This is a genomic window from Ferrimonas kyonanensis DSM 18153 (genome assembly GCF_000425405.1).
Taxonomy (GTDB): domain Bacteria; phylum Pseudomonadota; class Gammaproteobacteria; order Enterobacterales; family Shewanellaceae; genus Ferrimonas; species Ferrimonas kyonanensis.
In genome coordinates, this window is sequence record NZ_KE384363.1 from 224,580 (window position 1) to 246,980 (window position 22,401).

Sequence of the window (22,401 nt, forward strand, 5' to 3'; positions counted from 1 at the left end):
TTGCCGGCTCCCTTTAAGGCAGTGAAATAATGAACAAGCTAACCAAACTTTCTCTGGTGGCAGCGGCGGTCATGCCCCTGCTGACCACGCCGGCTCAGGCTCAGGAACAAGACGGCATCAGCGTCGGCGGCGCAGTCCGGGTCAACTACGGCATGAAATTCTACAGCGATGCCTCCAAAGACAAAGGCGGCGACCTGAGCTTTGACATGGCCGCCATCAAGTTTAACGGCAAGCATGGCGACTGGGGCCTGGCGTCCGAGTACCGCTTCACCTCCAGCACCGATTACATCAAGTACGGCTACGGCTACTACGACGTCAGCCCGGAATGGCAGCTGCAGTTCGGTATTAACAAAGTCCCCTTTGGCAACCGTGAATTCATCTCCAACAGTTGGTGGTTCGGTATCCCTTACTACCTGGGCTTTGAAGACGATCATGATGTGGGTCTGAAAGCCACTTTTGATGACGGTCAGTGGCACACCGACCTGGGCTTCTACAAGAACCCGGAATACGGCGCCTCAGAAAACAAGCGCTACGCCACCGATCTGTACACCGGCACCATCAACGGCACCGACTACGCCAACGAAGAAACCAATCAGCTGAACCTGCGCCAGACCTATACCCTGAGCCATGACGGCGGCAGCACCACCATTGGTGGTTCGGTTCAATGGGGCCAGATCTACAACAGCAAGACCGAGAAAAATGGCGATCGCTATGCCATCGCCGCGCACCTGGACTCCAGCTTTAACGGCTGGAACATTCAACTGCAGGCCATGCAGTACGAATACGATGCCGAAAATCAAGCCGGCGTCGACGGCAATAAAATCGGTGTATCGGTGGTCAGCTGGCAATATGAGATCGCCTCCAAAGGCCAGGCCTACAACTTCAACATCGCCAAAACCATCCCAACCAGCTGGGGCAGCGTCAAGGTATACAACGACTTTGGCATCATGACTCCGGATACGGATGACGACAGCTTTGACAACAGCTACCAGAACGTGACCGGTGCCGCCATCGCCGCCGGCCCGCTGTACATCATGGCTGACTTTGTCATGGGCCGTAACATGACCTTCTCTACCGAGATGGACGACCACGTGGGCCTGGAAGAGGCTGGCGACGGCTGGGATCAACGCATCAACATCAACTTCGGCTACTACTTCTAAGCCAAAACACCGTCATCAACCACATCGCAAAACGGCACCTCAGGGTGCCGTTTTTTTACCGTGCCACAACTAAAGCAAGCGACGCTAGGGACGCTGCTGCATCTGCTGGCAGTTACGACAGCTGTTAAAGCTGTCGCGATGATTCTGATAGTACAGATGCACCCTCATGCCAATGCGCTCAAACGCTGCCAGTGTCAGCGGCTCCCGCCACTGATAGGGGCTGAACACCTTTTTCAGTTGCCGGAACAACGTCTGCCGCTGTTCCTGCAGATAACCTTCGTCAATAAGCCGACTTTCAAAGGCCGACAACGCGCCACTGAGATAGAAGGTGATCGCTTGAGCAAATTCGCGAATCTCATCCTCGCTGGCCACCAGTTCCCCTTCGGCCACCGCCTGCCCCAAAAAGCCGGTAATGCTTTGCCAGAACTGATTGATCCTTTGCTCAAACACCTTCACTTTCTCCGGGCTGGCCAGCCGCCAGACCATGGAGTTCACCGCCACCTGACGCACCAGGTTAAAGGTGGGAGAAAAGTGCGTCGCTTCAAAGGTGAAGATAATCGGCATCAACACCTTCTCGATGGGGGTCAGATCAGGATACTGACGCTCAAAGGCCGCAAAATGATTGGTGGTGGAGTTACGCAGAAAACAGCACACCAACAGATCTTCCTTACTTTCAAACAACTTGTAGAAAGTGCTGTTAGACAGCTCTGATTCTTTGCTGACCTGTGACAACTTAAAGGAGATCAGGCCCTGCTTTTCGATCAGGGACTCTGTCGAATCAAGCAAGCGCTGACAACGCTCAAGCTGAGCCTCGGAATGGGGGCATTGCATACGTTCACTACCTATAGAGACGGCATCAAACAGCCGCCGCCATTGTACTAAAAACCGGGTTAACCCAGACCGCAGCAGGTCACATTTGCCACATTAACCAGCCATTTCCCATTCACTTGAGATCACAAATAAACCCAATTCAGTCATCGAAGCGGCAAACCTCTGGCAACCCAGGGGCGCTGAATCAACAACTCAAACAAAATCACCCCATAGCACGCCGACTGAATGGTCCACCAGGCCGTCACCGACACCGGTAGGCTCAACACCAACGCCAAGGTCACCGGGCCATGAACCGGCAATCGCCACCACAGGCCACGACTCTCGGTGGCCAGAGGCAACGACGGGATCAGGGCAATCAGCCCCAGCACCAGCACTCGCGCGCCTAGACAGGCGCCAATGGCCATCGCCATGACCCAATAACGCTCGGTAAACATCGACAGGGTCAGACTGAACCCCAGCACCAGCACCAGGACATCGGCCCACAACCGGGCCCCCTCGGTGATAAAGTCGCGACTGCCGGCGTCGATACGAGGAGACAGCAGCAACACCGCCACTGCCGCGGTCACCACCCCAGACAAACCCAGGCCCCATTCCGCCCCCCAGAACAGCAGGTAGCTCAAGGGTAAGAGCAACCGGGGAAAGCGCGCAAGCAGCGGTCGCATCAGCCAGTGCGCGCACCAGGCCAGTATCAGGCTAGCCAGCATCAGCCGAATGAAGTCCCAACTCAATGACAACGGCTGCAGTTGCGATAACGACCCCGCGGCGATCAACAGCATCAGTCCCACCACCGCCAGCATCTCTCCCCACAACCCTTCGCCCTCCAGCAGCACCAGTAACCCCCGTTTGTGCGGAATCAGCAACGAGCTCCAACTGGGATCCGCCGCCGCCAGTAATACCCCGGCGATCAGTGCCGACAGCAGCGGAAATCCGGGATGATCTATGCTCAGGTACAACACCATTGCCACCGTCATTGCCGTCACCGCAAACACCAGGCTGGATGGAATCACCACCCAGGGCCACAAGCGGGACAATCGCCGCCGGGAGATGTGCAGCGCCCCCTGAACCATCAGCCAGGGCAGCAACAGGAAATAGATCCCCTTAGCCAGACCCGCGGCCGTCACCCCGGTTTGCCAACCAAAACCGGAAACCGCTTGCCCTGCCAGCAGCCCCAGCAACAGCAGCAGCGGGTGACGCGCCAACAGCTCCAGTCGGGCCGTCGCCACCACCGCCATAATGGCAGCCAGGCCCAGTAACCAACTCGGCTCCAAAATCGCACCTGAACCTTAATTAGATAATTGATTTACCTAAGCATAGTAGGCATTTTCACCGCTGCACGGCGGTGGCATTGCCCGGTCCCCGCCCCGCACGTCCAGCCGATATCCCGCCCGAATCCATGGCTCACAGTCCGACAAAGTTGCCTGAAGCCTCTCTGCTGGCAATGACGCGGTCGAATTCAGCTCCTAAAACCAGCACAAACTGGGAGCCAGCGCTCACTTTGCCGCCAACCCCGGCAGTTGTGAGCATTTTGAGGGTCGAGTCGTGACCGCCAGGTTAACGAAATGGGTCGAGTCCACCCAAACCACAACCAAACCATCGGCGATACGCCCGGCCAGCACCGGCTTTTGGCCCTTCTGGCGGGCTCAAAACCGGCCTCAAATCATGATGACATTAGAATTACCAAAGTAATCCAACCGCTTGAAGCAGTAATTGACGAAGATTATCGAAACATAAATTGGTGTTTTCAGCCGAGTTTGATTGTGTAATTCAAATTCAATAAAGGCCAATATTTTGCCTTTAATTGGCATTATGTTCGTAATTTTCCTACACATTTCAAGACGACAAAACAAAATAGCCTTCGGCAAATGAGTTTTTAGATTAAAGAGGTTCTAATCAGGTTCAAAAAGTAAAATTCACTTTATTGAGCGATATTCAACCCGCAGTCTGGATAATGACAACCATTCACATTAAGAACCGCTAAAAACGAAACATTATAGATTCCGAATGTATAGCCAAGCCATTGATTATAAAGAATAAAAATAAGTTGTGAATTTTTCGTTTCAAAAGTCAGAAAAAAAGTGTGATCGCCATCACTAGCTATGGTCGCGCAAAAATGGCATGGATCACAAAAAATCATCAATTGGGATGAGAAACTCATTCCCGATTGCTACTAAAATGTGAAGTTCATCAACATTGATTTGGATCAATTTTCTTTCCCGCTTTCCGCTATTGAATACGCTACCAATTACTAGCGTTCAGCTGTGGATTAATAATTTTCAGTTGACGTAGTGAAAGTGAAAGAAAGTAATCATTCCTCAATAGAAGGGAAAACGGCGTGAATCTCATACAGACCATCGCAACGCTCACACCGATTATTTCGGTACTTGTATTCTTGGTGCTATTGCGCATGCCTGCTTCAAAGGCAATGCCAATCTCTGCAGTATTAACCGGTTTAGCAGCTGCCTTCATCTGGCAGATGGATACCACCATTCTTGGTGCATCCGTCGTCCAGGGTATGCTTGATGCGATAACCCCGCTGACCATCATCTTCGGTGCAATCTTCCTGCTGAAGACTCTGGCAGCTTCCGGCGCCATGGATACCATCCGTGCGGGCTTCACCAACATCAGTGCCGATGCCCGTGTTCAGGTCATCATCATCTGCTGGCTGTTCGGCGCCTTCATTGAAGGTTCTGCAGGCTTCGGTACTCCAGCTGCCATTGGCGCTCCACTCCTGGTACTTCTGGGTGTTCCGCCACTGGCTGCTGCCGTTGTTGCGCTGATTGCTGACTCCACTTCAGTTTCCTTCGGTGCCATCGGCCTGCCGGTACTGTTCGGTATGGACAAAGGTCTGGACGCCGGTGGCGTTTCCATGGCCGCTGAGCAGATCGCTGCACTGGGTGCCAACGCAACCTTCGCTGACTACGCTCAGCAGATTGCCATGCACATGATCACCATCGATCTGGTGACCGGTTCACTGATTCCTGTGGTACTGGTTTGTGTACTGACTGGCTTCTTTGGCCGCAACAAGTCCTTCGCTGAAGGCCTGGCCATTTGGAAGTTCGCCCTGTTTGCCGGTCTGGCCTTCACCATCCCAGCCTGGCTGATCAACTACTTCGCCGGTCCTGAGTTCCCATCCGTTATCGGTGCTCTGGTTGGTATGGCTGTGGTTATCCCTGCGGCTAAGAAAGGCTTCCTGCTGCCAGCCAAGCCTTGGAATGACTTCGCTGAAAACGACGGCAAAGCCGCGTCTGCTACTGCGGGCCAACCACAGGCTGCTGGCGCCGACGTCACCAAGGCCCAGTTTTCCCAAGCCGCTGCCTGGACCCCATACCTGGTAATGGCCGGTCTGCTGGTACTGTCTCGTGTTGTTGCCCCTCTGAAGAGCTTCCTGCTGAGCTTTAACATCAGCTGGCCTGGCCTGATGGGCACCTCCCTGAGCTCCGGCTTCAAGACCCTGTACGCACCAGGCGCCTTCTTTGTGGCCGTGTGTATCCTGGGCTTCTTCATCTTCAAGATGAAGCCAAAGGCCTTCACCGGTGCGTTCACAGACTCTTGCAAGTCCATGATCCCAACCATCATCTCCCTGGGCGCCTCGGTTCCTATGGTGAAGATCTTCCTGAACTCCGGTGAAAACGCCGCAGGCCTGATGTCCATGCCTAAGGCACTGGCTGACCTGCTGGCCAACACCATGGGTGCCGTTTGGGAATGGACCGCGCCAATCGTTGGTATCTTCGGTGCCTTCCTGTCTGGCTCCGCCACCTTCTCCAACATGATGTTCTCCGGCCTGCAGTTTTCTGTTGCCGATAACATCGGCATGAACCACGCATTGGTACTGGCCCTGCAGGGTATCGGTGCTAACGCCGGTAACATGATGTGCGTAATGAACGTGGTTGCCGCCGCTACCGTTGTGGGTATGGCTGGCCGCGAATCTGAAATTATTCGTAAGACCATGCCTGTTGCCCTGGCCTACGCCTTCGTAGCGGGTACCATCGCCTTCTTCTGGGGCGGGTTCTAACACCTTCACCAGAAATGAAAAAAGCCGGACTAAAGAGTCCGGCTTTTTTATTGCGAACCATAACCATATCACTTCATCCCCGGCGCCCTGATTAACACTTTTTACATTTACAAAAATAAGAAAATTCGAAATTCAATTTATATAACAATACGTAGGTGGTCGAATTTATCGACTGTTGCATAAAAAGCTCACCCCCACACCCACAAATAACCCCTCCCGGTTTCACCCCCCCCTAACCGCCTCATGGTGCCAAAATCAGATTTTGTGCACACATCCAATCAGCGCAGCGCGACGAACCTCAAACCCAACGTACCATCCCTGCCGATGAAGGGCATTCCATTTTCCATTTCAGAAAGCAAGGCGGCAGGCATGCTCATCAAGTCGAAGCTCGCTTGGTGATTCAATCAGGCAGGCTTGCAACCATGGGCAACAAGCGTGCTCTGAAAACCGACACTGCCTCGACGGCCAGTGGCAAAGGACCACTCGCACACCGGATGCTGCCGAGTCTATTTCAGGGAAGACCGGCGTTATCACAGATCTCTCAGGCAAGCGTTATCAGGCAGTAAGCAGCGGTAACCCGGCGAAGGCTCCCCCCAGACCAGGGTCAATCAAGCGGCGCTGATAAGGCAAACCCAGTGCAACAAAAATCACCATGGTGAGCCGCGCCGGCATCTGCAGCGCTGGCGAATACCCCTGTGCCGTTCCCCAGCAACGGCACGCCCCTGTGATGGACTCGGTCGCTGGGCCACGCTCGACCATCGGCCGCCTTGTTGAGCAACTGCTCTGTTGCACCTTTAAGAGAGACCGCAACCAACCCCGGCAGCCATCAGGAATTATTTTCGATGATTTTGTTCACTTGCACAAAAACCAGGGTCTTTTTTAACTCTATATTCGGTCATTCGTCCAAAGATGTAGAAATGCCCTTATGGCATAGTATTGATGTTGAATAAATGTGATCCAGGTGCGGGCTATACCAAGTGCAATAAATATTTGTTCAAATATTTAACTCCCTTGGTACACAATATAAGGGTATAAAAAAGTGCTAACTGCTAACTACAGTGAACTGGCTAACAAACTTAACCAGATTCTAGACCAGGACCGCGTTCACACCGACTACCTTCGCCGGGTAGCCTGGGGTACCGACGCTTCTTTTTATCAAAAACGTCCACAGATCGTTGTTCACCCGAAGACCGAAGCTGAAGTGGCGGCCTCCCTGGCGGAGTGTCATGCCAATAAGACTCCGGTTACCTTCCGTGCTGCCGGTACCGCCTTGTGCGGTCAGGCCATCTCCGACTCCATCCTGATGGTTGCCGGCAGTGGCTGGGACAAGTACGAAGTACTCGATGGTGGTGCCCGCATGAAACTGCAGGCCGGTGTGATCGGTGCCAAGGTCAACCAGGTGCTCAACCCGCTGGGGTGGAAGTTTGGTCCCGATCCAGCCACCATCGCTTCAGCCATGGTGTCCGGTATTGTGGCCAACAACGCCTCAGGCATGAACTGCGGTACCCACCACAACGCCTACCGCCTGATTGAATCGGCCCGCATCGTTATGGCCAACGGTTTCGTACTCGATACCGCCAGTGAAGCCAGCCGCAAAGAGTTCGCCGCCAAGCACCCTGAGGTGATCAAAGGCATCGAGCAGATCCGCGACGAGATCGCCGCCGACGAAGAGATGACTGCGCGCATTAAGCGTAAGTATTCCATCAAGAACGTGACCGGTTTCGGCATGAACTCCTTCGTTGATTTCCATGACCCGTTCGACATCATGCTGCGCCTGATGGTGGGGTCAGAGGGAACCCTGGGCTTCCTGTCTGAGGTGACCATGAAGAGCGTGGTGAAATCCTCCCACTCCGCCTCTGCCATGGTGTACTTCGACTCCCTGCGTGGCGCCTGTGAAGCGATTGTGGAACTGCGTAAAGACGCCTTTGACGAGACCAACGCCGCCGAGTTGCTGGATAACTTCGCCCTGAAAGCGGTCGCGGCCTCCAAGTACCAAACCCCAGACTTCCTGAACGACATCCACAAGGACGTCACAGCGGTACTGTTCGAAACCTTCGGCATGAGCCAGGAAGAGATCGACGCCAACATCGCCAAGATGACCGCCATCATGGCCAAACACGGTCTGTACAAGCCGGCCGAGTTTACTCAGGTAGGCTCTGAAATCGCCAATATGTGGGCCATCCGCAAGGCGGTATTCCCTCTGGCGGGCTCCATGCGTCCGGCGGGCACCTCCTGCATCATCGAAGACATCGCCTTCCCTATCGAAGTGCTGCCTCAGGCCACCATCGATCTGCAGAACCTGTCTTTCGAACACGGCTACAACGATGCGGTGATCTACGGTCACGCCCTGGAAGGCAACTACCACGTTATCTTCTCTCAGGACTTCAGCACCCAAGCCGAAATTGATCGTTTCGATAACTTCATGGCAGCGGTCGTTGAACTGGTTGCCACCAAGTACGATGGCTCCCTGAAAGCGGAACACGGTACCGGCTTCGGTATGGCCGCCTTCGTTGAGAAGGAGTGGGGCAGCAACATCTATGGCATGATGAAGCGGGTTAAGAAGGTGATGGATCCGTCCGGCATCCTCAACCCGGGCGTCATCATCAACGATGACCCACACTGCCACTCTAAAGGGTTTAAGCCACTGCCTAAGGTGCACGATCTCATCGACAAGTGCATCGAGTGTGGTTTCTGCGAGCAGCACTGTGTCGCCCACAGCCTGACCATGTCACCCCGTCAGCGCACCGCCGTTGCCCGAGTGATGAAAACCTTGGAAACCACCGGCAAAGAGCCGGAAGTACTGGCGGATCTGCAAGCCAACTACCGTTACTACGCCATGGACACCTGTGCCGCCGACGGCCTGTGTAAGCTGGGCTGTCCCATGGGCATCGACACCGGTAAGTTCATCAAGAAGCAACGTGCCAAGTACGCCACTTCCATGGACAAGAAGATCGCCAACTTCACTGCCAACCAGTACGACAACCTGGAAGGGGTAGCCCGCTTTGCGCTGGGTGCCACCGACATTGCCCGTGCCGTGATTGGCGAAGGTGGTATGGGCGCGGTCACCGGTCTGGCGCGCAAGATCATGCCTGGCATGCCGATTCCTCAATGGACTGAAGGTATGCCTAAACGTGGTAAGGCCCTGCCTGAAATGTCCACGAAGGGTGACACCAAAGCGGTGTACTTCCCTGCCTGTCTGAACCGCATGCTAGGCACCGCGCCAAGCAACAAGGATCAACGTTCGATTCCTGAGACGATTAAGTCTCTGTTCGAAAAAGCCAACATCGAGATGCTGTGCGGTGAGAAACCTCAGGGTCTGTGCTGTGGCCAGTCCTGGGAGTCTTACGGTCACGACGAACAGGCGGATCGCAAGTCTGACGAGCTGTCCAAATGGCTGCTGGAAGTCTCCAACAACGGTGAGCACCCGATTCTGGTGGAAACCACCGCCTGTCTGGAGCGGATGCGTCGTGCCTGTGACAAGCGCCTGAACATGCTCGGTCCAGAGGAGTTTGCCATGCAGTTTATGGTCGACAAGCTGGACATCACCAAGATCGAAGAGAAGATCGCGGTGCACCCAACCTGTACCTGTCGCAAGATGGGCATCGTCGATGACCTGGTTGGCCTGGCCAAGCTGTGCGCATCCGACGTTGTGGTACCAGAGCGTGACAAGGTTGGCTGTTGTGGTATGGCCGGTAACCGCGGCATGAACTACCCAGAGCTGAACGCCCACGGCCTGCGTAACCTGAAAGCGGAAACCAAAGACAAGGGTTGCACCAGTGGCTACTCGGTGTCGGCCACCTGTGAGATCGGCCTGACCACTCACTCCGGCATTCCGTACAAAAACATCCTGACCCTGCTGGACAAAGCATCCAAGGCCAAAGCCTAAGCGGTCCTGAGATGACAAAGGCCACCCTCACGGGTGGCCTTTTTTTTCGGATAACCGTTCGCTGAAGGGCTCATATCGACGTCACACTGCTCAAGTCTCTTCAGGCCCTTACCATTGGCTTACAACGCCGTTATCTCCCTCTTATGGCCGCGTATTGGCCCTGTGTCAGAGACACGAGCTCGTCGGGAGCCAACTCAATCTCCAATCCCCGTCGTCCCCCAGAGACAAAAATCGTGGCATGGGCCTGTGCCGATTCGTCCAGCAATAGCGGCAGTCGCTTTTTTTGCCCCAGGGGGCTGATGCCGCCGACCACGTAGCCGGTGGCTTTCTCTGCCATCTTAGGATCGGCCATGGCCAAGCGTTTGGCTTTCACGGCCTTAGCCAGGGCTTTTAGATCCAACGACCCGGTTACCGGCACCACTGCCACATACAGTTTGCCACCGTCGTCTGCAGCCAGCAGGGTCTTAAACACCCGCGCCGAGTCCTGCTGCAGTGCATCGGCGGCCTCCAGGCCATAGGAGGGACTGGCGGGATCGTGGTGGTATTGATGAAGTTGATACGCCACCTTGGCTTTCTTGGCGGCATTTACGGCTGGGGTCATAGTGGATCGCTGTTGAGTCAATCAGAACCTCCCAGTATGCCACACTCACGGTCTTCCTCGGTCAGAGTGGATCACAAATCTGCTGCCTTTGATGACCCGGGCAGCATAAGACGACCTATTTTTGTTGCTAAAATAGGCTTTACGCCCTCATAAAGATTAACAGAACGTTATATTATCTTTATATTCAAAGTTCGAAAACAATAAAGATAATTCAATATTGAAATACTGAAACTTCCCCATTGAAATTGTGACCCACAGTCAGGAAAAAAGACAAAATAGAATATAGGATTTGCTCATTCTCTCTCCCAGGCAATATCAATGAATAGCAAGCTCAATAAGCTGGATTATTTTACGCTGAGTGTGTTTGTCGAGTTGTATGAACAGCGCAGTGGCATCGCGGTGGCGCGTCAACTCAATAGCACCCAACCTAAAGTCAGTCGCGCCCTGACCTGCCTTCGCGAAGTGTTCGAGGATGAACTGTTTGTCCGCCAACAATACGGCATGATCCCGAATCAACGAGCCGAGTTTTTTTACCCGATGGCCAAGGAACTGGCCCGCCAGTACCAGCAGTTGTCCCAGGCCCTGGCCCACGATTATACCCAGAGATGGGAGGTCAACATCGCCGCCCAGGAGCACCTGTTCCGACTGATGGTGGATTGCCTGAACCAAACCCGCGCCGAACTGGGCAACGGCTTCGGCTACAACCTGCACCCCTGGACCCCTGATTCACACAAGCAGATCAATCTGGGCCAACTGGACTACTGCATCTCGATCAACCCCAAACACTCGGATTCCGTGGACTTACACCACATTGGCACCGTGAAAAACTACTTCCTGGTCGCCCGTAAAGGCCACCCGGTGTTTGAACAAACGGTGTCGCTGCCTAACCTGCTGCAACACCCGATGGTGTTGTTTAACTATGCCTTGAGCAGCCTCAAACATCACCGCATCGAAGTGGCGGCCCAGGAGCTCGGTTGTGCCATCGAGGTGGCCATGAAAACCTCCAGCATGTCGCTGCTGCTGGAACAGCTGGCCCGGACCGATCACATCAGCATTCTGGCGTCGGTGTTCGCTCTGGAAGCGGTCAAGGAACGCAGCGAACTGGCGTACGTCAACATTACCGACTACTGGAGCAAACAGGTGTTGTCACCTCACAGCACCAACGAGTTCCAATTCTATCTGGAAAGCAAAGGCAGCGCCGACAGTCGTTTAACCGAAATATTTGCCAGAAACCTTCGGGATAAAATTTTTACCTTGCAATCAAAGCAAGATAGTGAACAAACTTATTAAAAACCCATTTTCAATATACCTTTTACCTTATTGAATACTGAGTTGTTCATTTTTAATAAAACAGCAAGCTCGGAAGTGTAAATTTATATTTCAGGTGAAGGAATCGATAATTATTATTATCTTCATCTTTCTACACCGTCTCAACCCCCATAAAAACGCCACCCGAAAAGGTGGCGTTTCCTTCCATCGGCTCACTAATACTGATAAGCAAACGTCAGTGTGTACTCACTGCCGGCATTCTTCCAGAACACGCGGTGATTCTCCTGCTCATATTCACTCTCTTCGCCCAACAGGTTTTTCACCTTCAACTTGGCCGACAGCGAGTCGGTAGGATAGAAGCTGTAGGTGAAATCCAGCGAGTGAAACGGCTGCTCATAGACATCATCCAGCCCCCCGGTACCGGCATAGGCGATGCGCTCACCAAAGACGTTGTACACCAGGGTTGCCGAGTGCATGGACCCCGGAGAATCAAAACTCAGCTGCAGGTTGGCCACGTACTCGGAGTGACCGGTCATTCGGCGGGCCGTGTTGGTGGGATCGATGTTGCCTGAAGGCGTGATCTTGATCTCTGAGTCGCTCAGGGTCAGGTTACCGGCCACAAACAGGCCATCGAGAATTTCACTGCCTTCATTAAACACCCCAAGACGCTGAAAGAACTCGGTTTCAATTCCATAGATCCAGCCATCTTCGGCGTTTTGGAAGGTCAGCAAGGTGTCCTGTTCGGTCACCACCTGCACCGACTCAATCGGGGCATCGAAACGCTTGTAGAAGCCACCTACGCTGAGGTTGCTGCCCGACTCCAGGTACCACTCCCAACGCAGGTCAAGGTTCTGAATGTCCGAGCTCTGCAAGTCGGCATTACCGATCATATCGAAACCAGTGACCGGGTCCTGAAATCGCACCGGCGCCACTTCACGCAAATCCGGGCGCACCAGGGTCATGCTGTAGGCCAGTCGCAACTGCATCTCGTCACTGAGGGTCCAGGTTGCCGCCAATGACGGAAACCAGTCATCTTCACTGGTAGCGTAATCGGTGATCGCGTTACGGCCCCCCTCATCGGACACCTGCCCCTCCTGAGTCAGTGGCAGCACCAGCTGACGGAAATCCTCATAACGAACCCCACCAGTGATTCGGAACACCTCATCGAAGTTCCAATCGAAGCCAAAGAAGGCGGCATCGTTCATCTGAGCGGCAATGTAATCGTCGGTCTCAGAGGTGGTATCCAGCAGGGCAAAACCGTTGTCTGGATTAAACAGGTTGTCATCGCCGAACACCTGTCCGAACTCGCCGGTCAGATTCTCACTCTTGTAACGGGATGCATCAAAAGACAGACGCGTGGAATACGAGGTTCGAGCCCGCTCAAAGTACTCATAGCCACCGGACAAGCGCAATACCGACTCCCCCAGGTCAATGGGCAGGGTCAGCTCGAAACCGTAGTTCTCGGTATCGTCATCCAATCGGCTATAACGATACACTGCGGCATCTGAGCGGCGGGCCATGGAACGACTGGCAAAACTGCCGTCGTCATTTTGTACCACCGAGTATTTGTAGTTCAGCTCATTGGGCGCATCACGCTCGGCACGGGCGTCGGTATACTGCCAGCTGGCCTCCAGATCCCACAGAGTTGGGAAATAATGCTGGCCACGAATCTGGTTGCTGATCAGCGTTCGTTCTTCATAGTCAATGGCATAGCGCTGCAACGCCTGATCTTCACTGATGGTATCCAGGGTTTCATCAATGGAGACTCGAACATCGTCAGAGGTATCCCTGAGGTAGGTGCTGAACGTTTCCAGCTTATGATCCTCGGTCAGCTCCAATCCCATGTTCCACATCGCCGACCACTGCACGATGTCATCGGTGCCTTTGGCGATCGAACTGGCGTTCAGCTCCCCCTCCTTGTTGACCAGCTCATACTCTTCCTGCTCATAGTTCTCGGTCTGTTGCTTGTAATAACCAGCGCCGACAAAGCCAAGGATATAGTCACTGCCGGCATCCAGATCAAAGCTGTCACCAAAGGCCAGGCTACCCCGAAAGCCGGGACTGCTATCCTTGGCCTGCACCGTCATGTCGCGATTCATGTCCTGAGCCAGTTGCCGGTTTATGGCGATGGACTGTTCCGCATCGCCAGTGACCCGAAAAATGTCAGTCACCGACACGCCACCATAGGTGTTAAACGCATCACTGATGCTCTGCGGCATCGCTCGAGTGCCGTCGTCCTTGCCTTGCCAGTCGTCACCGCCGCCGGAATAGGTCAGGCGATCGTTGGAGTGCAGGGAGTTGTACTGGCCACCAACCGACACTTTAAAGAAGGTGTCCGCCGGAATCGATTTGGTTCGAATGTCCACATGCCCGCCGCCAAAGGTGGCTGGCGTGTCCGGTGACGCCGATTTTTGCACCGACAACGACTGAATGATGGCCGCGGGAAACATGTCCAGCGGAATCACACTGCGGGTCGGGTCCGGCGAGGGCACCTGGGCACCGTTCAATGAGGTGCTGGAGTAACGCTCTCCCAGACCGCGTACGTAGATAAACTTGCCGTCTTTCAGAGTCAGACCGGTGACCCGACGCAGCGCTGCGGCGGCATCGCTGTCGCCGGTACGGGCGATCTGATCGGCGCCCATCAGGTCCGCGACCTGGGGCGATTCCCGGCGCTCTTCGGTCACCTCAGAAGCGGTGCGCTGGAGGCGGCCGGTAATGACGATCCGCTCAATGGGGAAGTCGTCGGCACCACTGGCCTCCTGTTCGGCCCAGGCCGGCGCTGCCGCCAGGGCTGCCAGTACCGCCAAAGACGCCTGGCTGATGTTGAATGTTGATTGGGTTTTCATTGTCAGACTGTCCTGTGTCCTGATCGGCCAGGTTGCCCCGCAGCCCTTGGCAGCGGGACAACCCAGAGTGGATTGGGTATGCATGATGGCGGTCAGGCCGCCCCGGCATTACGGCTTAAATGCCCACCCTTCAGTCCAGTCGGTGACACCATCAAAGGCGCCGATGTAATCGGTGGCATCAAAGAAGGCATCACCACTCATGTCTTTCCCCGCCCCCAGTGCCGGCGAGCCGACGGCAGGCATGCCCTTGGTCAGCATCGCATCGGTCAGGCTGTTGCCTTGCTGAGCCGTCCACCAGGCCGTGGTGTCATAGCCGTCGTCCTTGATGGCCTCGACACAGTCGATGATGCTGTGGGTAAAGGTGATGTCGCCACTCTGGGTGTTGGCCCAGGTGTCGTCGCCGTCGATCTCCAGGCACTCACCGGTATTGGCGCCGCCCTGGATAATCAGGTTGGCCAGGTGCGCTCCGGTCGCCACCCGCAGAATCATCCCTTCGGCATCATCGGAGCCGTTGTTGCCTTGGGCAGGCAGAATGGTGACGTTAGACAGGGTCGGCTGTGACATCGGCAGCCCCAGCGGGTCCGACTTGCTGCTGTCCGCTTCGATCCCCCGGTTGGCATTGTTGTCTTCCTGAGTGATGAACACGTACTGAGCCTTACCGGTCCAGCCATTGGTCCAATCCAGAGAGTCATCGAAGTTGTCGGTCAGGTACACGTACTTCAGGTTTACCGAGCCGCCCCAGAACTCGACCCCATCATCGCCATTGGCATGAATCTGAATGTGGTCTACCTGGGTGTTGGCCCCCACACCGGCAAAGCTGATGCCGTTCATCTCTTGAGTGTCATTGATTTTAAAGCCGGCGTACTTCACCACCACGTAGCTAAGCTGACCGCTGCTGTCGCTGCTGTCGTTGCCGCCAAAGCTGTGATTGCCGACCTCAAAGCCCTGATCGCAGTTGTCCAGATCCGGGCACTTGTTGGTCGGTGCATTGCCCAGCAGTACCAGACCGCCCCATTGACCGCGGTCGGTCGCCAGCCCGGTCACATCCTGTTCGGAGGTAAACACGATGGGTTCCTCGGCGGTTCCCTGGGCCATGATCTTAGCGCCGCGGCTGATGACCAGGTAGCTGTTGCTGGTGCCGTACAGCTCCACCCCCGCCTCAATGGCCAGGGTGGCGGAGTTGGTGTTGTCACCACCAATGACCACCGCGCCGCCGTCCAGTTTGTATTTGACGTTGGTGCCCGCCAGCAGGGTCAGGCTGCTGGTATAGTTGCCTTGCAGGGTGCACACCAGGTCGATGCCCTGTATCAACGCTGCCGATGCGGCATCATTGCTGGTACCCGCCGGGCAGGACGTCAGTGGCTGTTGAGTCACCGGCGCATCGACCTCATCGTGAATGTCGGTGGTCCACCCGAGCGTCCAGTCGGTGCTGCCATCAAAGGCCCCAATGTAATCGGCGTCCACCAGGCGCGAGTCCAGGTTCGCCAGCTCGGTCTTACCACCGGACAGGGCCGGAGACGACGGATTAGGCTGGTAATCGTTCAGGTCTGCCGCCACCGCCAGGTTGCCCTCCTGCCCCAGGAACCAGGCCTGGGTGTCGAGGATAACCACATCGCTGTCGTCCTTGCTGCTCTTGAACGGCTCGACACAATCGATAAGGCTGTGACTGATGCTCAGATCGCCGCTGTTGGCGTTGGCCACGGTCGAGGCATCATTCACCTCCAGACACTCGCCAGTATCGACGCCGCCCTTGACCAGAGCGTTGTAGACGCTGCCGCCGGTGCCAACCCGGAACAAAATCCCTTCGGCATCGTCATCGGAACCATTAGTGCCCCCCGCCAATTGCAGAGTCAGGTTAGACAACACCGGCATGGATACCGGCGTGTCGGTGCCGCTCTTGGAGCTGTCAGCTTCAATGCCTCGGTTGGCGTTGTTGTCTTGCTGACGAATAAACACATGCTGCGCCGAACCACTCCAGCCGTTGGTCCAATCAAAGGAATCATCCAGGTTGTTGGTCAGCACCAGGTGATTGACTGAGACGTTACCGCCCCAGAACTCGACCCCATCGTCATCGTTCATGTGAACCTGAAGATAATCGACGCTGGTCCCGGAACCCACACCGGCAAAGCTGACGCCATTGAGTTCCTGGGTGTCGTTGATTTTGAATCCCGCAAACTCTACTCGTACGTACTTAAGCGTACCGGAATTGTCTTCGGTGTCATCGCCACCAAAGGCATGGTTGCCCACTTCAAAACTCTGATCACAGCTGCTGAGATCCGGACATTTATTGGTCGGCGCATTGCCCAGCAGCACCAGCCCACCCCATTGACCGCGGCCGGTTTCCAACCCCAGGCCAGACTGCAGGGAAGTAAAGATAATGGGCGCATCAACGCTGCCCTGGGCGTTGATTTGAGAACCGCGACTGATCACCAGGTAGGCGTCACTGTTACCCAGGATCTTGGTGCCGGCTTGCACATTCAGCGTGGTCTGATTCTCATTGTCTCCGCCGACAACCACGGCCCCGGACAACTCCCAGACCACGTCGTTGCCCAGAGTCAACTGGCCATTGGCAGCCCCCTCGGGACCAATCAACGTCCCCTCCAGGCGCCAGACCTGCTTGCCATCGACCGCGCCGATGCTGTCGCTGCGGCTGGCGAAACCACTGTACTTGTCGGCGATAGGGTCGCTCGGGTCAACCGGATCCGGGTTGGTGACCGGTGGCTGAGCGGTATCACCACCGGTATTCAGGTTGATGTCTCCACCACAGCCCGCCAACAGCAGCGAGGTCGTCAATGCTCCAACAGCAAAACGCTTATTCCATTCCATCTTTTTCTTCCCCAAGAACTCAGAGTCCTGTTTACGGTTCTGTTTACATAGTGCTTTGGGAAGCTAGACAGAAATTGTGACAATCCCGGTACGATTTCATGTCACTAAGGCTGCAGCTTTGTTGCCCATTTGTGTCACAACGAAACGGCCGCCAGAAACAAAAAAGACACAAAAATGCAGCATCGGGCTGCTAGAAATAGCTCAAGTCAAAGGCTTGCGGCCCCAACAACGGTACGTCGCAGCCCCGGCCGGTGGCCGCTCAAGGTCATCACCGAGCATCACTTTGATGACTGCCTTTTCGATGTCTCGGTCCGTCGCGGATTTCTTCTCAGGTTTCGAGTCGGCGGCTCGAGTGAATGATCATCAAGGATCGCCTTGAACCGGTGCCTGGCACCGGTTCCTTTTTTCTCACTGCGGGACATTTTGTCCCAGCCTGATGGTTATTCCTTGTAATCCTTGTTCTATAAAGGTTTTTTATGTTGATCCACATCCCATCACTTCGAATTCACATTTGCTGAAAACCCATCACAGATCAACCATGCCCGCAGACGTTCCCTTGGGCGCTGCGGCCCGACTGTGCATCCATCGCCGCAGCGCCATTTTTTTCGGAGTTTCCCATGGCGTATCGTGCCCTGATTACCGGCCTGCTGTGTTTTGCGACCCTGTCGGCTCATGCCATCGAATGCAAAGCCAGTTATGGCGATGGCCAGGTTGAGTTCAAATTGGCAACCGGCAGCCCTGGCGAGCTGGGCCTGCTCAAAGCCCTGGCGGAAGACTTTAATCAACGGCATGACAGCCGTCTGTGCTGGGTCAAAGCCGGCTCCGGCAAGTCCCTGTCCCTGCTGAAATCCGGCGACGTCGATATGGTTATGGTGCATGCCCCCGCCGCCGAAAAACAGGCCGTCGAACAAGGCTGGGCCACACAGCGCACCCTGATTGGCAGCAACGAATTCTACCTGGTGGGACCCAGCTCGGATCCCGCCGAGGTTCGTCATGCACGCAGCATCACCCAAGCCTATCAGCAGATAGCCGATAGCTCGGCGCTGTTCCTGTCCCGGGGCGACAACTCTGGCACTCACAAGAAAGAGCGGATGATTTGGGAGAAGGCCCAGCGTTCGCCTCAGGGTCAGTGGTACCGGGTCACCGGCAAGTTTATGCGCGCCACCTTACGTCAGGCCAATCAGCAGCAGGGCTATTTTATGACCGACAGTTCCACCTGGGTGGCAGAAAAAGCCAACCTGTCAAAATTAAAGGTGCTATTTGCCGGCGACCCCATCCTGGTCAATACCTACCACGCCCTGCGTGGCAGCCAGGGAGACGCCGCCGCGATCACACTGTCCCAGCACTTTATCGATTTTGTCGGCTCCGAGGCCGGCCAGTCGATTCTTACCCAGTACGGTAAAGCCGATCACGGCGCCGCCATGTACACCGGCATCGCCGATACCACTATCAGCCACTAAGCGGCTGCACCCCTTCGCTCCGGCGGGTTGTCAGGTTTCTAATCACCTCCTGCGCATCCCGCCCTCTCTTGCCAAAGCTGGTGGATCACTGAACCCAGCCCAAAAACTGAATTTTATTTTCATAACATTGCGCCAGAGCATTAAAATGTCAGAGTACAACTGGCATTATCTGCCCAAACTTATAGGGTTCCCCTGATCAGGCTCGAGTGTTAATGAACGAAAAATTGACCAAATCAGAAGAGAAACAACTAACTCAGGTTTTGGACGAAGCGGCCCAGTTCGGCGGCATGACGCTGATGCAAAGTCGCGGCTATCTGGCCCACATCCACTGTTTTCCACGGACCATCGATCCGGGCGTGTGGAGTGCTCACATCGCCAACATGAAACCGGAAAAAGAACTCTGGCCTTTTGAGAACAAGACCATGGAGATGCTGTTCACCCTCTACAACCAGCTGCATAATGAAGTGGTGGAAAAGGGCCAAGTACTCTCCCCCCGCTGCCAGCCACTGCTGGAACAGGTGAAGGCACGCACCATTCCCCAGGATTTGCGCCACTGGTGCGCCGGCTTTATGACCGGCTACATGGTGCTGCGTGAAAACTGGCAGGAGATCTGCGACTCGGAGCAGTTACAAGAGGTCGAATCCTGCAGCCACATGATGGGGTACCTGGCCACTCTGGGCAGCGAAGAGGAGCATGCGCTGGCCTGGCGCAACGAGCAGGCCGAGCCAGAGCCACAAATGCTGCTGGAGGCCATCGCCGAAGCCATGGACTACATGCACGGCTGGTCGCAAATGGAGCTGGATGACAACAACCAGCCGGTCAACGCCATGATCAATCCAGACTCCGCCAGTCACTGATCGACCTCACAACGCAAACAGGCTGCCAATGGCAGCCTGTTTCGTTTCCAGCACGACTCGATTACACCGGCATTCGCTTCAGAGGGTTGCGTTTCAGGTAATCACACAAAAACTGCATCAGCGCCCGCTGTACCTCGGGCAGAAACCGCTGTGCCGGATGCAGCAGCCACACCGGCACTGCTGGTGGTTCATAGTCACTGAGGACAGGACGCAGGGCGCCGGTATCAAATGCCCGCCACAACTGAAAATCCGCCAGTTGCACCACCCCGCGGTCCGCCTGCGCCTGGGCGCGAATGCACAGGCTGTCGTTACTTTCGAAGTCGCCATCCACCTTGACCGGAATCCGGTGGCCCCCCTCCTGGTACAGCCAGGAGCGCGGCGTACGGTGAACGTTATTGATCAAACAGTTATGATCTGCCAGATCCGCAGGATGCTTAGGAGTGCTGTTTAACGCCAGGTACCCCGGCGAGGCCCCGGTCAACATCCGCATGGTAGTTAACTTGGTGGCCACCACATCCGCATCCGGCTGTTTACCGGTTCGAATGGCAAAGTCATAGCCCTCCTGAACCAAATCGCATTGCCGGTTCAGCAGCCTCAGTTCGATGGCGACCCCGGGGTTTTCCCGACCAAACTCCGCCAACGCCGTTGGCAGGATCGACTGACCGAAGAGCACCGGCGCCACCAGTCGAATGGTGCCGGCCAGACCATCGCCGGTCTGAGTGCTACCGTACAGCCCATCCACCTCTTTACAGATGGACTCCATCTTAGCCAGGTAGCGCTGCCCTTCGTCGGTCAGCCGCACCGAGCGGGTGGTCCGCTGCAGCAACTGCACCCCGAGATGGCGCTCCAGCTCGCTGACCTGCCGGCTGACCGCCGACGGCACCAGGTTTAACGAGGATGCGGCGGCGGAGAAACTCTGTTGCTCCAGCACCGCTCTGAATATCCGTATCGATTTTAATAGATCCATCGTTGCCAGAATTAGAACAATTGATTGTTTAATAGATGTCTATTCACATTTTGGACTCAATCAAGCGGCCATAGCAATAGACAAATGAAAATATCTGCCCGGCCACTACCAATGGGCCGAACTGAACACATTGTGGCTGGCCAGCGAATGTTGCTGCAGGAACGTGCGCAGTTGCGCCGCCGGCATGGGTCGACCATGCAGATAACCCTGGGTATAGTCGACACCGACGCTGTGCAGATACTGCAGTTGATGGCGGGTTTCCACCCCCTCCGCCACCACCTTCAATGCCAGCGTGTCTGCCAACTGACAGATGTGCTCAACCAGAGAGCGCTTCAACGACGGGGCTTCCACCCCGCAGACAAAGGAGCGATCAATCTTCAGAATGTCGACCTTGAGGTTCTGCAGCGACTCCAGGTTGGAAAACCCAGTCCCAAAATCATCGATGGCGACCTGGAACCCCAGGTTCCGCAGTCGTTTAACCTGCTCAACCAGGTTGTCCATATCGTCAATGCGCTTCTCGGTCAGTTCGATGGTGATCCAGCCATACAGGTGCGGCGGTAACAACCGGGTCAGCAACCGCTCCATATGGCCGGTGGCGATATCCTGGGGAAACACATTGATGGCAACGCGCATTCTGCCCAACAGCCCCAGTTGCTCCAACTCCAGCAGGCAGCCTCGGGTCACCTGTTCGGTCAGATGGGCCGTCAGGCCACACTGCTCCACCACAGGAATGAAGTCATCCGGCGGCACTGGTTGGCCATCGCTTCGCTGCCAACGACACAGTACCTCACAACCACTGACGAGGCCGCTGCCGGTGTCCAGTATCGGCTGGTAGTGAAGACTCAACTGCTGCGGATTGAGGCCCTTGCGAACCTGCCTGGACAAACCGTACAGATGATCATGGCAGGCGGCCCCCAGCAGGTAGAACAGCACCACGCTGCCCGCCAATAAGGCGATGATGAGCAGCGTCGCCAGCCACTGGCCACGAAAGTAGCCCCGAATGTCCACCGCCGCCACGATGCATTGCAACTGCTGAAAACAGAGGCTTTTCACCCAAAATCCCTGCTCCATCCAAGAACGGGGCGCCAGATCAAACTCCAGCCGCTGCAACCGGGTCTCGTCCTCTCCATAGACCCGCACCTGGCGGCCGCTGCCATAGTCGTAGCTGGAATAGTGCAGCCACGGCAACGAGCCCTCCAACTCCGTGTCCGGATAATCTAAAAAGACCAGGAAATTATCCACCCTTACGGTTCGCCCAAACACCACAGAGGAGAACAGTGGTACCCGCTCGTTGATGGTGAACGAGGCCCCGCTTCGAAACTCGACGTCCGGCTTGGACAAGGGCACGGGCACCTCGAGATGCCCCTCGAAGGAGTTGCAGACAATGTGGTCCTTGTTCACCAAAGAAAAGTAGGTCAGGTACTTAGCCTGGTAGTCGGCCTGGCGCATCGCCAGAATCAGCGCCTCATTGCACTCGGGAGTAGGAAACTGGGCATTGAGGGTCATTACCGACTGCAACACATCGGCACGAATGCCCTGGCTGACCCCTTGCATATTTTGCATCACGGCGGTTTGATGGGCGCTCCACGACTGCAACAGGCACCACAGGATCACTGGCAAGGTCAACAGCAGCGAAGTAACCGCCATCAGCGCCGACAACTGGCGCCTGCTCAAACGGGCTTGCAT

13 protein-coding genes are annotated in these 22,401 nt (G+C 55.5%); 6 read left to right on the forward strand and 7 right to left on the reverse strand.

Translation table 11 applies throughout. The features are described from left to right. Positions 1-29 precede the first annotated feature (29 nt). A complete protein-coding gene (locus H598_RS0114565; RefSeq protein ID WP_371878111.1) occupies positions 30-1,160 on the forward strand; it encodes a hypothetical protein in 1,131 nt (376 codons plus the stop codon). Between the two features lie 84 nt (positions 1,161-1,244). On the opposite strand, the gene H598_RS24495 is transcribed toward H598_RS0114565, so the two are convergent. Beyond that, a complete protein-coding gene (locus H598_RS24495) occupies positions 1,245-1,991 on the reverse strand; it encodes a TetR/AcrR family transcriptional regulator (RefSeq protein WP_051252747.1) in 747 nt (248 codons plus the stop codon). 143 nt (positions 1,992-2,134) lie between these two features. After that, on the reverse strand, positions 2,135-3,259 hold the full coding sequence (locus H598_RS0114575; RefSeq protein WP_156897064.1) for a cation:proton antiporter: 1,125 nt from the start codon (positions 3,257-3,259) through the stop codon (positions 2,135-2,137). 1,064 nt (positions 3,260-4,323) lie between these two features. On the opposite strand from H598_RS0114575, the gene H598_RS24500 reads away from it, so the two are divergent. Both H598_RS24500 and H598_RS0114590 read left to right on the forward strand, forming a co-directional pair. Next, positions 4,324-6,003 (forward strand): L-lactate permease, encoded by a 1,680-nt coding sequence (locus H598_RS24500; RefSeq protein WP_035415951.1) that lies wholly within the window; start codon positions 4,324-4,326, stop codon positions 6,001-6,003. 1,039 nt (positions 6,004-7,042) lie between these two features. Then, on the forward strand, positions 7,043-9,889 hold the full coding sequence (locus H598_RS0114590) for an FAD-binding and (Fe-S)-binding domain-containing protein (protein ID WP_051252750.1): 2,847 nt from the start codon (positions 7,043-7,045) through the stop codon (positions 9,887-9,889). A gap of 130 nt (positions 9,890-10,019) precedes the next feature. Here H598_RS0114590 and ybaK read toward each other — a convergent pair whose 3' ends face one another. Next, a complete protein-coding gene (gene ybaK, locus H598_RS0114595; protein WP_028113659.1) occupies positions 10,020-10,490 on the reverse strand; it encodes a Cys-tRNA(Pro) deacylase in 471 nt (156 codons plus the stop codon). A 318-nt stretch (positions 10,491-10,808) separates the two neighbouring features. Here ybaK and H598_RS25680 point away from each other — a divergent pair, with 318 nt between their 5' ends. Further along, positions 10,809-11,780, forward strand: coding sequence for a LysR family transcriptional regulator (locus tag H598_RS25680; protein ID WP_028113660.1), 972 nt, complete (start codon positions 10,809-10,811; stop codon positions 11,778-11,780). Positions 11,781-11,974: 194 nt separating this feature from the next. Here the strand turns inward: H598_RS25680 and H598_RS0114605 are convergent, their stop codons facing one another. Beyond that, entirely contained in the window at positions 11,975-14,605 is a 2,631-nt protein-coding gene (locus H598_RS0114605; protein ID WP_028113661.1) for a TonB-dependent receptor domain-containing protein, read from the reverse strand. Positions 14,606-14,713: 108 nt separating this feature from the next. Beyond that, complete coding sequence (locus tag H598_RS0114610; RefSeq protein ID WP_028113662.1) at positions 14,714-17,431, reverse strand: hypothetical protein; 2,718 nt, start codon at positions 17,429-17,431, stop codon at positions 14,714-14,716. Between the two features lie 617 nt (positions 17,432-18,048). Between H598_RS0114610 and H598_RS0114615 the strand changes: the two genes are divergently transcribed. Then, entirely contained in the window at positions 18,049-18,891 is an 843-nt protein-coding gene (locus H598_RS0114615; RefSeq protein WP_035415952.1) for an ABC transporter substrate-binding protein, read from the forward strand. A gap of 212 nt (positions 18,892-19,103) precedes the next feature. Next, positions 19,104-19,748, forward strand: a complete 645-nt coding sequence (locus H598_RS0114620) for a UPF0149 family protein (RefSeq protein WP_028113664.1) — start codon at positions 19,104-19,106, stop codon at positions 19,746-19,748. A 61-nt stretch (positions 19,749-19,809) separates the two neighbouring features. Here the strand turns inward: H598_RS0114620 and H598_RS0114625 are convergent, their stop codons facing one another. Both H598_RS0114625 and H598_RS25685 read right to left on the reverse strand, forming a co-directional pair. After that, entirely contained in the window at positions 19,810-20,715 is a 906-nt protein-coding gene (locus tag H598_RS0114625) for a LysR family transcriptional regulator (RefSeq protein ID WP_028113665.1), read from the reverse strand. 105 nt (positions 20,716-20,820) lie between these two features. Continuing rightward, a complete protein-coding gene (locus H598_RS25685; RefSeq protein WP_051252752.1) occupies positions 20,821-22,401 on the reverse strand; it encodes an EAL domain-containing protein in 1,581 nt (526 codons plus the stop codon).

Excerpts from the sequence above, each read along its gene's own strand:
- H598_RS0114620 (WP_028113664.1), top strand. The coding sequence starts at position 19,104 with ATGAACGAAAAATTGACCAAATCAGAAGAGAAACAACTAACTCAGGTT.
- H598_RS25680 (WP_028113660.1), top strand. The coding sequence starts at position 10,809 with ATGAATAGCAAGCTCAATAAGCTGGATTATTTTACGCTGAGTGTGTTT.
- H598_RS0114610 (WP_028113662.1), bottom strand. The coding sequence starts at position 17,431 with ATGGAATGGAATAAGCGTTTTGCTGTTGGAGCATTGACGACCTCGCTG.
- H598_RS0114565 (WP_371878111.1), top strand. The coding sequence starts at position 30 with ATGAACAAGCTAACCAAACTTTCTCTGGTGGCAGCGGCGGTCATGCCC.
- H598_RS0114615 (WP_035415952.1), top strand. The coding sequence starts at position 18,049 with ATGGCGTATCGTGCCCTGATTACCGGCCTGCTGTGTTTTGCGACCCTG.
- H598_RS25685 (WP_051252752.1), bottom strand. The coding sequence starts at position 22,401 with ATGCAAGCCCGTTTGAGCAGGCGCCAGTTGTCGGCGCTGATGGCGGTT.
- H598_RS0114605 (WP_028113661.1), bottom strand. The coding sequence starts at position 14,605 with ATGAAAACCCAATCAACATTCAACATCAGCCAGGCGTCTTTGGCGGTA.
- H598_RS24495 (WP_051252747.1), bottom strand. The coding sequence starts at position 1,991 with ATGCAATGCCCCCATTCCGAGGCTCAGCTTGAGCGTTGTCAGCGCTTG.
- H598_RS0114625 (WP_028113665.1), bottom strand. The coding sequence starts at position 20,715 with ATGGATCTATTAAAATCGATACGGATATTCAGAGCGGTGCTGGAGCAA.
- ybaK (WP_028113659.1), bottom strand. The coding sequence starts at position 10,490 with ATGACCCCAGCCGTAAATGCCGCCAAGAAAGCCAAGGTGGCGTATCAA.